This window comes from Sediminibacillus terrae, assembly GCF_009602435.1.
In the GTDB taxonomy this organism is placed as follows: domain Bacteria; phylum Bacillota; class Bacilli; order Bacillales; family Amphibacillaceae; genus Sediminibacillus; species Sediminibacillus terrae.
Window position 1 is genome coordinate 362,265 of the sequence record NZ_VZDQ01000025.1, and the last position, 15,626, is coordinate 377,890.

At 46.8% G+C, this 15,626-nt stretch carries 15 protein-coding genes and 1 rRNA gene; 13 read left to right on the forward strand and 3 right to left on the reverse strand.

Features of this window, described 5'->3' with window-relative positions:
- Positions 1–59: 59 nt before the first annotated feature.
- The 4 genes from mutY to F6X55_RS15205 all read left to right on the forward strand — a co-directional run bounded on the left by mutY (position 60) and on the right by F6X55_RS15205 (position 4,811).
- The gene (mutY, locus tag F6X55_RS15190) at positions 60–1,142 is read left to right on the forward strand and encodes an A/G-specific adenine glycosylase (RefSeq protein WP_153464566.1); all 1,083 of its coding nucleotides are present in this window, start codon (positions 60–62) and stop codon (positions 1,140–1,142) included.
- Between the two features lie 144 nt (positions 1,143–1,286).
- Positions 1,287–1,562 (forward strand): gamma-type small acid-soluble spore protein, encoded by a 276-nt coding sequence (locus tag F6X55_RS15195; protein WP_026770734.1) that lies wholly within the window; start codon positions 1,287–1,289, stop codon positions 1,560–1,562.
- Positions 1,563–1,756: 194 nt separating this feature from the next.
- Positions 1,757–2,284, forward strand: a complete 528-nt coding sequence (ntdP, locus tag F6X55_RS15200) for a nucleoside tri-diphosphate phosphatase (protein WP_026569371.1) — start codon at positions 1,757–1,759, stop codon at positions 2,282–2,284.
- Between the two features lie 751 nt (positions 2,285–3,035).
- Positions 3,036–4,811, forward strand: coding sequence for an ABC transporter ATP-binding protein (locus F6X55_RS15205; protein ID WP_026569373.1), 1,776 nt, complete (start codon positions 3,036–3,038; stop codon positions 4,809–4,811).
- Positions 4,812–5,165: 354 nt separating this feature from the next.
- Here F6X55_RS15205 and F6X55_RS15210 read toward each other — a convergent pair whose 3' ends face one another.
- Together F6X55_RS15210 and F6X55_RS15215 are read right to left on the reverse strand one after the other, a co-directional pair.
- Positions 5,166–6,239, reverse strand: a complete 1,074-nt coding sequence (locus F6X55_RS15210; RefSeq protein ID WP_026569374.1) for an FUSC family protein — start codon at positions 6,237–6,239, stop codon at positions 5,166–5,168.
- Positions 6,240–6,791: 552 nt separating this feature from the next.
- Entirely contained in the window at positions 6,792–8,084 is a 1,293-nt protein-coding gene (locus F6X55_RS15215) for a glutamate-1-semialdehyde 2,1-aminomutase (protein ID WP_153464568.1), read from the reverse strand.
- Between the two features lie 185 nt (positions 8,085–8,269).
- Here F6X55_RS15215 and F6X55_RS15220 point away from each other — a divergent pair, with 185 nt between their 5' ends.
- From F6X55_RS15220 to perR, 7 genes are all read left to right on the forward strand, one after another.
- A complete protein-coding gene (locus F6X55_RS15220) occupies positions 8,270–8,722 on the forward strand; it encodes a potassium channel family protein (RefSeq protein WP_026770729.1) in 453 nt (150 codons plus the stop codon).
- 68 nt (positions 8,723–8,790) lie between these two features.
- Positions 8,791–9,210: a potassium channel family protein gene (locus F6X55_RS15225; protein WP_035426537.1), complete on the forward strand. Its 420-nt coding sequence runs from the start codon at positions 8,791–8,793 to the stop codon at positions 9,208–9,210.
- A gap of 105 nt (positions 9,211–9,315) precedes the next feature.
- Positions 9,316–9,786, forward strand: a complete 471-nt coding sequence (gene bcp / locus F6X55_RS15230) for a thioredoxin-dependent thiol peroxidase (RefSeq protein WP_026770727.1) — start codon at positions 9,316–9,318, stop codon at positions 9,784–9,786.
- Positions 9,787–9,968: 182 nt separating this feature from the next.
- Positions 9,969–11,078, forward strand: coding sequence for an aminopeptidase (locus F6X55_RS15235; protein ID WP_153464570.1), 1,110 nt, complete (start codon positions 9,969–9,971; stop codon positions 11,076–11,078).
- Between the two features lie 225 nt (positions 11,079–11,303).
- Entirely contained in the window at positions 11,304–12,260 is a 957-nt protein-coding gene (locus F6X55_RS15240; protein WP_153464572.1) for a D-2-hydroxyacid dehydrogenase, read from the forward strand.
- Position 12,261: 1 nt separating this feature from the next.
- Entirely contained in the window at positions 12,262–12,819 is a 558-nt protein-coding gene (locus F6X55_RS15245) for a cob(I)yrinic acid a,c-diamide adenosyltransferase (protein WP_026569381.1), read from the forward strand.
- A 193-nt stretch (positions 12,820–13,012) separates the two neighbouring features.
- Positions 13,013–13,456 (forward strand): peroxide-responsive transcriptional repressor PerR, encoded by a 444-nt coding sequence (gene perR / locus F6X55_RS15250; protein WP_035426538.1) that lies wholly within the window; start codon positions 13,013–13,015, stop codon positions 13,454–13,456.
- A gap of 93 nt (positions 13,457–13,549) precedes the next feature.
- On the opposite strand, the gene F6X55_RS15255 is transcribed toward perR, so the two are convergent.
- Positions 13,550–13,942 (reverse strand): YgzB family protein, encoded by a 393-nt coding sequence (locus F6X55_RS15255; protein WP_153464574.1) that lies wholly within the window; start codon positions 13,940–13,942, stop codon positions 13,550–13,552.
- Positions 13,943–14,068: 126 nt separating this feature from the next.
- Between F6X55_RS15255 and F6X55_RS15260 the strand changes: the two genes are divergently transcribed.
- The gene (locus F6X55_RS15260; RefSeq protein ID WP_153464576.1) at positions 14,069–14,941 is read left to right on the forward strand and encodes a nucleotidyltransferase-like protein; all 873 of its coding nucleotides are present in this window, start codon (positions 14,069–14,071) and stop codon (positions 14,939–14,941) included.
- A 345-nt stretch (positions 14,942–15,286) separates the two neighbouring features.
- A 16S ribosomal RNA gene (locus tag F6X55_RS15265) occupies positions 15,287–15,626 on the forward strand; the annotation flags it as partial.

The following is a 15,626-nucleotide window of genomic DNA, read 5'->3' on the forward strand; positions in this document are numbered from 1 at the left end:
AATCTAGTTTCAAACGTTGAATTGTACTTATGATATTGTACCACGAAGGATGAAAAACAATGAAAAATGAGCAAGTAACAGAAACGATCAACCATTTCGATACGGCCGGATTTCAAGCCGATTTGATCGACTGGTTTTATCAGGAACAACGTCAGCTCCCCTGGCGCGAAAACAAAGACCCTTATAAAGTATGGGTATCCGAAATCATGCTTCAGCAAACAAAGGTAGACACCGTAATTCCTTATTTCCGACGCTTCATGGAAAAATTCCCGACGCTTGATGACCTGGCCGAAGCAGACGAGCAGGAAGTACTGAAAGCGTGGGAAGGTCTAGGTTACTATTCCCGTGCGCGGAATCTGCAAAACGCGGTCAAAGAAGTCGCTGCTACCTATAACAGTAAAGTGCCCGCAGATGCAAAACAGCTAGGTGCCCTTAAAGGTGTCGGTCCTTATACCAAAGGGGCAATCCTGAGCATCGCCTATGATCAGCCAGAGCCGGCAGTCGACGGAAATGTCATGCGCGTTTTATCGAGGGTGCTCTTGATTGACGAGGATATCGCCAAGCCGAAAACGAGAAAAACGTTTGAATCCGCCGTAAAAGCGGTCATTTCCCATGAGGATCCTTCCGCTTTCAATCAAGGGCTGATGGAGCTTGGCGCGCTTGTCTGTACGCCGACTACGCCTTCCTGCATGCTTTGTCCCGTCCAGAGCCACTGCCGGGCGTTCGCCGAAGGAGTCCAGCAGGACCTGCCGGTGAAAACAAAAGCCAAAAAACAAAAACAAGTCGGTTATTTTGCTTTCCTTGTAAAGGATGAACAGGGTAATTACCTGATCGAGCAAAGGCCGGATACCGGCTTGCTTGCCAGTCTCTGGCAGTTTCCGATGGCTCCATTGGCTGAAACGGATGAAGACCATGCCGCCCACTGGTTCAGCCAGGTGTATGGTGTTGATATTAAAATCGGCGGGCAAATCGACCGGATCAAGCATGTTTTTTCCCATTTGGTTTGGGATGTTCAAGTCATGGAAGCAACAGTCACAGGGGGCAGCTTGAAAAATGGCTCAAGTCGATTTGTTGCAAAGGAAGCATTGGAGCAGTATCCGTTTCCTGTTTCCCATCAAAAAATGCTCAAACACGCAGAATGAGCGTCTTTTGCTTATTTTAGAGCGTCCAAGCCATTTTTATTCCTGATTGGAAGTATTTGGTCCGATTGGATAAGTTTCTTGCCGGATTCCTCCGGATAACATCCCGCCTATTGGAGAAATTAATGGGTGCGGAGGTGATATGAGATGGCTAAAAACAATAACCCAAGCCAAACTAACGCTCAAAAAGTAAGACAGCAAAATCAACAGGCTGCACAAGGTCAACAGTTTGGAACAGAATTTGCTTCTGAGACTGACGCTCAGCAGGTAAGAAAGCAAAACCAAAAAGCTGCCCGCGGCAAAGCAGGTCAAGCAGGCGCACAAGCAGGCCAAGCTGGCCAGTTTGGAACAGAATTTGCTTCTGAGACTGACGCTCAGCAAGTAAGAAAGCAAAACCAAAAGTCTCAAGCAAAAAAGAAATAACTTTTCAACCCCCGAATAATTCAGACAAAAGGAGCTCTCTCACCCGTTGAGAGCTCCTTTTCTATTGGCTCCATCAGGATTTGTGACCAGACTTCATCGCTGGCCCGCAGTCTATCATTTCCATTTAGAATTTATTATCGTTATAATTGGATTAGTAAATAAAAATACTTTTTAAAAAAAGAAAGGGAGATATGATGGCTGGCCCGCAACCTGGTTCGAAAATGCAAATCCAAAGTTATAAGCACAATGGCCAGCTCCATCGCGTTTGGGAAAGCAGTACGGTGTTAAAGGGCACGCGGAACGTTGTGATAGGAGCTAACGATCGAACCTTGGTCACGGAAAGCGACGGACGGACATGGATAACAAGGGAACCCGCAATTTGTTACTTTCATTCCAAGTATTGGTTCAATGTGATAGGCATGCTGCGCAATGATGGCATTTATTATTACTGTAATATCAGCTCGCCATTTGTCTTCGACGAGGAAGCACTGAAGTACATTGATTATGACCTGGATATCAAAGTATTCCCGGACATGACGTTTAACTTGTTGGATGAAGACGAGTATGAGCAGCATAAACGGGAAATGAATTATCCAAAGGTAGTCGACCGGATTTTATGGAACCATGTAGAATACCTCATCCATTGGATCAGACAAAGAAAGGGACCGTTCGCACCCGAATTCGTCGACCAGTGGTATGAACGTTATTTGACCTACCGGTAAGCTTTTCTTTCTATCTGGAAAACAGGCACATGTTTAAGGATCCTTGTCACCGATACGGGCGGCAAGGTTTTTCTTGCGTTTTTGGCAAAATGGCCGATGATATGTTTTTGCTTCTTTTAGAGCCAGCAAAATTACTGGAAAGTCGCTCTACTTAGGACGTTAGTTGATCATCTTTTAGTGAAAGTCGCTCCACTTAAGCTGGAAAACGCTCTTCTTTGTGGAAAAGTCGCTCCAGTTCGCGTTAGTTGATCATCTTTTAGTGAAAGTCGCTCCACTTAGGGCGAGAGTCGCTCATCTTTGCGGAAAAGTCGCTCCAGTTTGTGTGAGTTGATCATCTTTTTGTGAAAGTCGCTCCACTTAGGCTGGAAATCGCTCATCTTTACGGAAAAGTCGCTCCGGTTTGTGTGAGTTGCTCATCTTTTCATGAAAGTCGCTCTACTTAAGCTGGAAATCGCTCTTCTTTGTGGAAAAGTCGCTCCAGTTTGTGTGAGTTGCTCATCTTTTCATGAAAGTCGCTCTACTTAAGCTGGAAATCGCTCTTCTTTCCGTCAAAGTCGCTCAAGTTCCCGGGGATCAATCAGCTTTCATAGAAAATCCCCTTGCCGAAGCAAATGCTGCTTCTTATATGTGTAAGCGGCACACCAGATGACCGTGCCGGCGCTCATTTATATGAAAGGCGTTTGATTATGCAGGGGCAGGTTAAAGATAAACAAGAAAAACATACAGCAACAGAGAGAGAGAGGTGGACACCTTGGACAGTATAAAAAGATACATGGCATTTGTCTGGCCTTATAAATGGAGAATCCTTTGGACGGTGCTGATCGGGATTGTCAAATTTGGAATCCCTTTACTGATGCCGTTGATCGTCAAGTATGTAATCGATAATATAATCGGAGCCGATGATTTGACGAATGCGGAGAAACTGTCCGAATTATTCTGGCTCATGGGCGGGGCATTTGTCGTCTTTCTGGTGGCCCGGCCGCCGATTGAATATATACGGCAATATCTGGCCCAGTGGACAGGAAATAAGATTTTATACGATATCAGAGATAAGCTGTTTGACCACATACAGAAATTGAGTTTGCGTTTCTATTCACAGACGAAGACGGGGGAAATTATTTCCCGTGTCATCCATGACGTCGAGCAAACGAAAAACTTTGTCATGACCGGTCTGATGAATATTTGGCTGGATATGATAACGATTTTGATCGCGATTGCGATTATGTTGTCCATGAATGTCTGGCTCACCCTTGTGGCAGTGGCCTTATTCCCGTTCTATGGATTTGCTGTCAAACTGTTTTACGGGAGGCTGCGCAGCCTGACCAGGGACCGCTCCCAAGCACTCGCCCAGGTTCAGGGCCATTTGCATGAACGCGTGCAGGGGATGCCGGTTACCAGAAGCTTTGCATTGGAAGATTATGAACAAGAACAGTTCGACCAGCAAAATTCGAACTTCCTGGATAAAGCGCTCCAGCATACCTCTTGGAACGCTAAAACCTTCGCGGTGACCAATACGATCACCGATTTGGCGCCGTTGCTCGTTATCGGCTTTGCCGGTTATTTTGCCATCACAGGCGGACTTACTGTAGGTACGATGGCTGCTTTCGTCGGGTACATGGACAGGGTTTACAGTCCCTTAAGACGATTGATCAGCTCCTCTACCGTATTGGTGCAGTCGATTGCGTCGATGGACCGGGTGTTTGAATTCCTGGATGAAGATTACGATATCATCGATAAGCCGGATGCCAAGGAATTGAAAGAAGTGCACGGTGATGTGAAGTTCGACCATGTTCAGTTCAAATACACCGACGAGGAAGCGCTCGTTCTTCACGATGTGTCCCTTGATGTGAAAAAAGGCGAAACGATTGCATTTGTCGGGATGAGCGGCGGCGGTAAATCGACACTGATAAGCTTGATTCCGCGTTTTTACGATGTCACCGGAGGCAGCATCAAAATTGACGGGACAGATATACGTGATGTCGAAGCCCGTTCCTTGCGGGATAAAATCGGCATGGTGCTGCAGGACAATATTTTGTTCAGCGAATCAATTTCCATGAACATCAGGATGGGGAATCCATATGCCAGCGATGAAGAAGTGATCCGTGCAGCCAAAGCGGCAAACGCCCATGAGTTCATCACAGGGCTTTCCGACGGTTATGACACCATGGTCGGCGAGCGTGGGGTCAAGCTTTCCGGCGGACAAAAACAGCGGATAGCCATCGCCCGGGTATTTTTGAAAAACCCGCCGATCCTCATACTGGATGAAGCAACTTCAGCACTCGATTTGGAGAGCGAGCATTTGATTCAGGAGGCGCTTGAAAAACTTGCTTCCAATCGGACGACCTTCATCGTCGCCCACAGGCTGTCGACCATCACCCACGCCGACAGAATCGTGCTGATCGAAAACGGAGAAATCAAAGAAGAAGGATCCCATCATGAGCTGATGAACTTGAAAGGCAATTATTACAATCTTTATCAGGTCCAGCAGCTAGATGACTCGACAACAACTGAATATTTGGGGACATAAGTAGAGCTTTGGACAAAAGCATGGCCACCAAAGCAAAAACCGAGCGAATTCTAACTGGCAATTTAATTCGTTCGGTTTTTAGTTGTATATTCTCTTTTAATCCTGTTGTTTGATGCGTGCTTCGAATCGCTACGGCAAGATACTACGCGTTCCACGGGCACGGCTTCAACTTCCTCAGAAAGCACCAACCGCTTTCTTGCGGTATTTTCAGCTCGTGCAGTTCCCGTAGGAGTCTCCGTACCTTGCCGGGGTGGTGTTGCACTTTTCATAGGGTAGATCGTTTGCTTATTGCTCATAAAAAAACCGAACGAATCGTTCGGTTTTCATTTTGATCACAAGGCTTTTGTCCCTGCCTTATTTTTTGTATTCAGGTGTGACGTTGAATTTTTCATCCTGATGGTATTGCTGGTAGCTTTTCAAAAGCCGTCGTAAATGCTTCAATTCGTGGTGGTATTCCATCAGTTGAGCCGCCAACGGAAGAAAGACCAGCCTTTCTTCCTCTTCTCCTTGATAGACATGGATCAAGGTCTCGACAAGCCGCAGCAAATCAGGCTCGCTGATCAGCCGCAATGTTTCTTTATGGTCTTTACGGATACGGCCCATCGAACTTAAGATCAATTTTTCATGCGAATGGATGACCTTATCGAGCTCCTGAATGAGCACCTCCTGAAAGTTCTTCGGAATGGTCTCGATTTTTTCGCCGAGTCGGTTGAAGGCCTGGAGAACGTCGAATGACTTTTTCGTGCAAGCGATCAGCTGGCGGAAAACAATCAGCTTCCGTGCCTTGCTGTATTGGTTCTTTTTTAAATAGGTCCGTTCCTCGGCATAAAAAATGTAGGTTTGATCGATGTAACGAATTTCATCCTGAATGCGCTCGATTTCCCCTTTGAGTGCCGGCTCGTCCGATAAATGACGCGTCGTGACGCGGAGCCACTGCAAAATGTCGGAAGTAGTCCGGTCGATTTTTTGAAAAAGCTTCGTTTCGTATTTCGGCGGCAGGAAAAACAGATTGACGACAAACGCCGCCAAAATCCCCAGAGTCAAGGAGGAAAAACGCATGAAGGCGAATGTGATAAATTCCATTTCCGTCGATTCCATGATGGCGATGACCGCGACAACGGCCAGCATCATCGTGGACTGGTTCATGTTCAGTTTGATGCACATCCCGATGACGAGGATGGTGGTAAAGCCGATCACGAACGGATCATTGCCCAGGGTAAGGACGATGAGAATCGCGGTGACTGCACCGATGATATTGGCTTGGATTTGTTCGACAATCGATTGAAAAGAACGGTAAATTGACGGCTGTACAGCGAATACAGCGGCAATGCCAGCAAAAATCGGAGTAGGCAGACCGGCAAGCGTGGCGATATATAGAGAAATAGCGACCGCCAGACCTGTTTTCAGCATTCGTGCCCCGAGTTTCATATGTAGGTCCCTCCCAATTCCTCTGTATAATTAAAGTATAGCGCAGCTGTTGTTTTTTTGTTATCAAAACGGCAAAAAGATAAACTGCTTACATCATTCTATTCCGCCAAACTGGAAATATTAAGGATTGCACCAAGTGTGCAGAACACAAAAAAAATCCCTGCCGGAATGGCAGAGATTCAAGACTTTCATGCTTTGGAAGGGAAGTCAAACAAACTGACAAAAAGCACGAATGATTGAAAATTATTAAAATTTTCACCTTTTATTTTATCACAGTCGGGCAGTCGATTCAATTAAATATTCAAAATATTGCATAAAAATAAATTGTTTCTGTGATTAAAACAATTCTTGACGGAGGAGGGAATGAAAAAATCCTATGCTGGTCTTAGTTTGTAATCAAAATCATCGTAAAGGTGCTGCCCCGCATTCCTCGAGGATAGCTTCAATCTTCTCTGGATCACTTTGTGCTTGTGAGTTGCAAACCATTAAACTTACTTTTAAAAAACCTGAAAAAGCTCCCGGCGGAGACCGGAAGCTTTTTACAAAAAAATATTATTCACTCATTTCAGCAAAGGCATTTCTTACTGCATCGAGGGTTTGATTAATATCTTCCTCAGTATGTTCGGTGGTCAGGAACCATGCTTCATATTTGGAAGGCGCCAGATTGATCCCTTGCTCCAGCATCAGCTTGAAGAACTTGCCGAACATGTCTCCATCGGTATTTTCTGCGTCTTCATAGTTTTCTACCTGTTTGTCGGTAAAGAAGACGGTCAAGGCGCCAATCAGCCGGTTGATGGTTATTTGAATATTGTGTTGACGGGCATGTTCCAGGATTCCTTGCTCCAGTTTTTCGCCCAGCTTGTCCATTTTCTCATAGACTCCAGGCTGGTTGAGCACTTCCAGACAGGCGATACCCGCGGACATGGATGCCGGGTTCCCGGCCATCGTTCCGGCCTGATAAGCGGGTCCTAGCGGTGCAACCTGTTCCATGATGTCCTTGCGTCCGCCATATGCTCCTATTGGCAGCCCGCCGCCGATGATTTTGCCCATCGCTGTCATGTCCGGTTCCACATTCAATAACTGTTGGGCACTGCCGTAAGTAAAACGGAACGCAGTGATGACTTCATCGTAAATCACCAGCGCACCAGCGTTATGGGTGACTTCATTGACTTCTTCCAGGAATCCTGGCTTCGGCTCGACAATGCCGAAATTGCCGACAATCGGCTCGACCAGGACGGCTGCGACCTCATCGCCCCAATGGCGGATTGCTTCTTTATAGGCATCTATGTCATTGAAAGGAACTGTGATCACATCCTGGGCAATCGCCTTGGGCACTCCGGCAGAGTCCGGTGTTCCCAATGTGGATGGTCCGGAACCGGCCTGGACAAGCACCGGATCGGAGTGTCCGTGATAACTGCCGGCAAACTTGACGATTTTGTTGCGGTTCGTGTAGGCGCGGGCGACACGGATGGTTGTCATTACCGCTTCCGTCCCGGAATTGACAAAGCGGACCTTTTCCAAGGAAGGGATCGCTTCTTTGAGCATTCTGGCAAATTTGTTTTCCAATGCTGTCGGTGTTCCGTATAATACACCATTTTGAGCCGCATTGGTGATGGCCTCGGTGATATGCGGATGGGCATGCCCGGTGATGATCGGGCCATACGCAGCCAGATAATCGATGTACTTATTGCCATCGACATCCCAGAAATAAGCTCCTTTTCCGCGCTCCATGTAGACCGGGGTGCCACCGCCTACTCCTTTATAAGCGCGGGAAGGGGAATTGACCCCGCCTACGATATGTTCCTGAGCCTCTGTATGTAATTGTTTCGACTTTTCGATATTCATCCCGAAACCTCCATGTATTGATAGAATCCTCTCCATTATAGCAACAAATAAAAACAACCCCCAAACCGGAAAGCCTCTCATGCAGGCAGAAGGCAGGGGGCTTGTCATAAACATACCGTCTCGGGAATAAAAAAGTAAGACAGAGGCTATAAGAGGTCAATTTACGAAAGATCGGGGGCGGAGTAGTGACCTGGATCATTGCCGCATTGATCGTTTGGCTGCTTGCCGGCAGTCTGTATTCTTTTATATTCCATAAATCCTATCAGCGCAGCTATTTTTCATTTGAAATCTTTTACACACTGATCGTGCTGTACTTGGCGGTCATGCTCGGTTTCGCTTTATTGTATTTCGTTTTATCGTTCAATGGCATTGTCCTGATCGAGGGGGATTCTCTGTCCAGAGTCGCGCCTTTGGAGGCTTTGGCGCATGCCCTTTATTTCAGCGGAGTCACTCTGATGACCGTGGGCTACGGCGATATCATTCCCATAGGCATAGGACGGGTGCTCGCTTTGACTGAGGCGTTGATCGGCTACATTCTGCCTGCCGCTTTTTTTCTCAAAGTCTGGCAGACATCAATGGAGGAGAAGGGGCAGCAGGAGAAAGTCAATTCCTATCAAAAGCATAACCCTTATTTATAAAGGACAAGGCATAACTGCCTGCCCAACCGGGTATAGAACCCCTACGGATCAATGAAGGGGTTGTTGCTATGTTGTCCAAAGTATTGCTGGCCATCATTGTCTTATTTTTGGCAGTCAATCTGTACTACTTTTTTACAAACAAATCATTTAAAAAGAGTTATTTTAACCGGGCGATGTTTTATAAACTGTTTTTTGTCCTTGCCGGGATGACTTTCGGCTTTGCCCTATTGTTTTATGTTCTATCAATGAACGGTCCAGTGCTTGTTTATTCTGATCCGTCTGGGAGCAAGCCGGTCGAGCATTCGTTCCAGACATATCTTTATTTCAGCGGGGAGACCATTCTTTCCGTCGGATATGGTGATATCGTACCGCTTGGAATCGCCCGTATCGTTTCCTTGATTGAAGCTGCTATCGGCGTCCTCCTGCCGACCGCTTACTTTATGAGGGCATTCGGGAGCAACAAGCAGGAAAGCGATAACGACGATTAGTTGTATCTTGTCCAAGGGTGAGCTATCCTGTAGGTAAGCAGAGGAGACTGGAGAGCTGTAAGCTTCCCGGTCCCGCATTATCTATTAAAAAGGGGAGATACATACATGACCACGGAAATTGGCAAACTGGCACCTGATTTTGCTTTGAAAGCAAACACGGGAGAAACCGTCAAGCTTTCGGACTTTGAAGGAAAAAATGTCGTGCTCTATTTTTATCCGAAGGACAATACACCAGGCTGCACGACGGAAGCATGCGACTTCCGTGACAACCATCAAAGCTTCGCCGACCTTGATGCTGTCATTCTCGGTGTAAGTCCGGATTCGGAAACAAGCCATCAGAAGTTCCAGGAAAAATACGACTTGCCGTTCCAGCTGCTGGTCGACGAAGATCATAAAGTGGCAGAATCATACGGCGTTTGGAAGCTGAAAAAGAATTTCGGCAAAGAGTATATGGGCATCGAACGCTCGACCTTCATCATCGACAAGCAGGGCAAGCTGCAGAAAGAATTCCGCAAAGTCAAAGTAAAGGGACATGTGGAAGAAGCATTGGAATATATCAAAGAAAACTTAAGCTGATGGAAGGAGCACTCGTCTGCGGGCGGGTGCTCCTTACATAACTTGTGCAGATTGGACGCTCTCGCTCCGACTCGAGACGGATGACGCGTCCGTCCGTTGGTTGTTTTTTCGAATGAAAAACAGGAATATACATCCATAAAGCGAATATTGCATAGACAGCTAAACAGAAGGGAAGCGAGAACATGAAAGATACCAGACTGACCGAATTGGCAGAAGTATTGCTGACACACTCCTTGACGATTGAACCAGGAGAGAAGGTATTGATTACTGGAAACACCAACGCCAAGCCATTGATCAAGGAATTGGTGAAAAAGGCATACCAGCTGCAGGCACTTCCTTATCCGGAGTTGATCGATGATGAAATCCGGCGTTTGCAAATAGAAGAAGTAAAAGAGGAGCAATTGGTCCTGCAAAATAAATGGGATTTGGATCGTTTTAAAGATATCGATGCGTTTATCCAAATCGTCGGGGAAGAGAACGATGCTGAATTCAGTACCGTTTCGGCTGAAAAGTGGGAAATGGCCGGGCGCGTGATGAAGCCTGCCAACGATTACCTGATCGACAACAAAAAATGGGTGCTGCTGAACTATCCGACACCTGGGGCGGCACAGAAAGCCGGCAAAACATTTGATGATTACTTTGATTATTTGTTGGATGTCTGTACGGTCGACTACAAACAGATGGAAGAGGCACAGCGCCCGTTGAAACAGCTGATGGACAAAACGGATAAAGTACGGATCACTGCTGAAGGTACCGATTTGACCTTTTCCATCAAGGACATTCCTTCGGTCATGTGCTTCGGGGAACGGAACATACCCGACGGTGAAGTGTACACCGCTCCAGTAAAGGACAGCGTCAACGGAACGATCACTTATAACACGCCGTGTCCGTATCGCGGCGTCACTTTTCATGATGTGTCACTGACATTTAAAGATGGCAAAATCGTCGAAGCGACTGCGGATAAAACCGAGGAATTGAACAAAATCCTCGATACCGACGAAGGGGCACGCTTCATTGGCGAATTCGCCCTTGGATTGAACCCGAAAATCACCGAACCGATGGGCGATATTTTATTTGACGAAAAAATCGCCGGCAGCCTGCACTTCACTCCGGGCGAGGCGTATGATGAGGCACCGAACGGCAATGAGTCGTCGGTCCACTGGGACATGGTATTGATCCAGCGGCCGGAATATGGTGGAGGGGAGATTTACTTTGACGATGTGCTGATCCGCAAGGACGGCGAGTTTGTCGTCGATGCATTGAAAGGACTGAATCCCGAGAATCTGTCCTGATCACGCGATTTTTTTCAAAAAGTAGGCAAAGCTTCTATACAAGGGGAGGGACCACGGCATATCGTGTAGTATATTCTGAAACCTCCCCTATAATATAGATGACCTTGAAAGCGCAGGGAACCGCCTTGCGCTGATTTTTTTGCCTTCAGCAAGCTGCATTTCCCTTTCTTCCCGGGTGTGGAAAGGGTTATCATGGAGGTAAAACTACTGCCAGGAGGGGAAGCAATGAATATCGTATCATCCGCAGAAATCCCACCATACATGCAAGACCACTTTACTGCCACCTATCCGTCCCATCAGTTCCAATTTTGCAGCGGGATGGAAGAAGCAGGGCCATACATCCAATCGGCTGATATCCTGCTTACCTATGGGGAGGATTTGACCGATGAATTGATTGAACAGGCGGCCGAGTTGAAATGGATCATGGTGCTGTCAGCCGGTATCGATGAGCTGCCGTTCGAAGCGATCAAGAAAAAGGGGATTATCGTCACCAATTCCAGGGGAATTCACAAAATACCGATGGCTGAATATGCGATCGGCATGCTGCTGCAGGTATGCCGCAATACAGAATTGTTCATCGACAGCCAGCGAAGCCACCAATGGGCGCGTGGCGAACGGGCCGGCCTTCAGGAAATTTCCAATAAAACAATGGTTATCGTCGGTGCTGGTGCAATCGGACAGGAGTTGGCCCGGCTCGCCAAGGCATTCCGCATGAAAACAATCGGAGTATCGCACAGCGGAACCGAAAAAAGCTACTTTGACGAGATGTACACACAAAAGGATCTGGCAACCGTCTTGCCTAACGCCGATTTCGTCGTCTCTATCCTGCCGAGTACCAAGGAAACAAGGGGCTTTTTTCGCATGGAGCATTTCGAAAAAATGAAACCAACGGCCATTTTCCTGAACATGGGACGCGGCGATGCGGTGTCTGGTGAGACGATACTTGATGCGCTTGACCGAGGCGAAATCGCCCACGCCATACTGGATGTATTCGAACAAGAGCCGCTGCCGGCTGATCATCCACTTTGGGATCATAAAAAAGTGACGATGACGCCGCATGTCTCCGGCGCTTCTCCCGAATATTTGCCGAGGGCGATGGATATATTTGAAGAGAATCTGGAAAAATACGTGAGCGGTGATCGAAAGCTTGTCAACGCCATTCAATTGGACAGGGGGTACTGAGATGCGGATTTACACACGATCTGGGGATAAAGGGAAAACGTCTTTGATTTACGGGAAACGCGTACCGAAAAACGATATACGGGTGGAGGCTTATGGCACGTGCGATGAAGCCAATTCGATGATTGGTCTTGCCGCAAGTCATCTTGCCGAAGAGAATTGGTCTGGAAAAGATGCATTTCTCGGCGTCCTCCACCGTGTCCAGACGATTTTATTCCATGTCGGCGCGGAGCTTGCGACGCCAGAAGGAAAAGAAGTGACTTGGAAACTGAAGGAAAGCCATATCGATGAACTGGAAAAACAAATCGATGAATGGGATGAGCATCTGGAACCGTTGAAGAACTTTATCCTTCCATCTGGAAAGCCAGGAGCTGCAGCCCTGCACACTGCAAGGACAGTTGTAAGGCGGGCGGAAAGGCTGGCGGTCGCCCTGGAAGATGAGCTGGAAAGACCGCTTGTCCTGTCATACCTGAACCGGCTGTCCGACTTTTTATTCGTGGCAGCCCGCTATGCAAACCAGCAATCAGGGGGAGAAGAGCTGCCGTTGCAGGCGGACGTGTAGTATATTTTTACTTGCTGCCTAATATACTTTTATTGACAGAACGTTTCTTATCCGGTTACACTAATTATAAGAATTATAAACTAATAATATTGATAGAATGAACCAACCATACAATCAAGCAAAGCATCTACCAGTAATGATTGACTTTACGGAAGCCATCATTAAAGAATTTAGCTTAGTGAAAGTGAGGTGCATGACGGTGTCTGAAGCACAACTTCAAGAAGCTGTCGGCCGGCTGAAAAATTCAGGCGTAAGAATCACACCACAGCGTCATGCGGTATTAGAATATTTGTTGAATGCAGAAATCCATCCGACCGCTGATGACATATATAAGGCATTGGAAGGGAAATTCCCGAACATGAGTGTCGCGACGGTCTATAACAACCTTCGGGTATTCCGCGAAATCGGACTGGTCCGGGAGCTGACTTACGGTGATTCCTCCAGCAGGTTCGACTGCAATACATCCGATCATTATCATGTTATCTGTGATTCCTGCGGCAAAATCGTCGATTTCCATTATCCGCGTCTTGATGAAGTGGAGTCGCTTGCGCAAAAAGTGACAGGATTTGATGTGAGCCATCATCGAATGGAAATCTACGGAACATGCGAACATTGCAAAAAAGCCACCCAGCACTAATACTGCAATGCCCTTACCATGCCGGTAGGGGTTTTCCTGTGAAAGCTAAAAAAAGAGGCTGCCCCGCCGGACAGCCTCTTTTTTTATGTGTAATTATTTGGAGTCGTTTGTTTGATGCTGGTTCTTCATCTGCTTGCGATACTCTTTCGAATTGTATTTTTCATCGAATTCTTTGCCTTCGAGATTCTTGTCGATGGTAAACGGCTGTTTGCAATGCATGCAAGCATCGACGCGCCCGAGAATCTTGGTCGGCTTGTTGCAGGTAGGGCAGACGATTTGCCGTGCCCGGGTGGACAGCATGCCGATCCAAAAATAAACGACCGTGCTAAATACGATACATAATAAACCGAGTATGAAAAAGATCGCCATCAGCCATTCGATTTTCTTGGTCAAAATGCCGAGGTACATGACCCCGAATCCGATAAAAACCAGACTTAAGGCAAACGTTCGGATCTTATTGATCTTACTGCTATAATTTAAAGCCAACGCTTTCCCTCCTTAACTCTACAAAAGGTAGTATAGCATAAAATTCCAAGGAAAACTTGTCTGTCGAAAAAGGATTTTTCACGTATTTATCGAATAAGTTTCTATTCTCATTAATGGAGGAATATCATGAAAGACATTTTACGTCCTATATACCAGGAACGAGCAAGCCAAGCGAACACATTGGGTGTTTTGATCATAGAAAAGAATAAACCGGTAAGCCCGGTAACCGATAATTTCGATGTCATCTTGCTGGTGATTGCCAACGAAGCGGACCAGCCGTGGTACGTGAAACATTATGAATTTGATGATAAAAAAGCGGCGATGCACATCGTCGATGAGGAACTGCTCACCTATTGGATCGACACAAGCACTTACAGGCGTGCCGTCGAATGGGTGATCAACGGAAGGATCGTTTTCGACCGTAACGAATATGTTGCCAAGTTAAAGGAAGAATTAAGCAGCTTTCCGCAGGAAAAGAGGGAACTGAAGATGGCGATGGAATTCGCCAAGTTGACGCGCAGCTACAGTGAATCGAAGGATCTGTATCAGACAGAGCAATACCTGGACGCTTATAGCAGGGTGATCCGGTCGCTGCATTATTTGGCGCGCCTGGCTATCATTGAAAAAGGGTATCATCCGGAAGTGGTGGTTTGGAACCAAGTGAAGCGGATCGACATAGAAGTATATAAGTTATATGAAGAATTGATCAATAGTCATGAAGAAATCAAAAAGCGGGTGGAACTGATGCTGTTGGCGCTGGAGTTTGCTATGAGCACCAGGGCGAAGAAGTGCGCGACCCATCTATTGGAGATTATGCACAGCAAACAGGATGCCTGGACTTTCGGCGAATTGAAAATCCATCCGGACATCGAACCTTATGCACTCGATTTAAGTTCGATGCTGGAATACTTAACGGAGAAAGGTATAATTGAACCAGTGCGGGAAGAAACTAAAGGGAAAATGATTTATCATAGGAAGTATAAAGCGATGCCGGTATAAATATTTTTGCTTCCGGCTAGGGTTAGCTCGAGACGAAAGAAGATGTTATCGGGCGTGTAGAGCGGCGTGCCGGGTTTCTAGAAAAAGATCGATATTTTTTAGAGAAAATGTATTGACGCTCTCTCGCCTGCATGGTATATTATTAATCGTCGCTTCGACAGCGGCGCAAAACAAAATAACAAGCCAAAAAAAGATATTGACTTCTTCAAAACGGCATGTTATAGTGATTAAGTCGCTGTTTTCGACAGCAACAAAACAATTTGATCTTTGAAAACTGAACAAAACAACCAGTATGTCAAGCAAGATATACAAGCTAGTTTTTTGAACGAGCAAGCAAGCTCACATTTTATGGAGAGTTTGATCTTGGCTCAGGACGAACGCTGGCGGCGTGCCTAATACATGCAAGTCGAGCGCGGGAAGCAGGCAGATCCCTTCGGGGTGAAGCCTGTGGAACGAGCGGCGGACGGGTGAGTAACACGTGGGCAACCTGCCTATAAGATCGGGATAACTCCGGGAAACCGGGGCTAATACCGGGTAATACCTTCCTCCGCATGGAGGAAGGTTGAAAGGCGGCCTTTTGGCTGTCACTTACAGATGGGCCCGCGGCGCATTAGCTAGTTGGTGGGGTAACGGCCTACCAAGGCAACGATGCGTAGCCGACCTGAGAGGGTGATCGGCCACACTG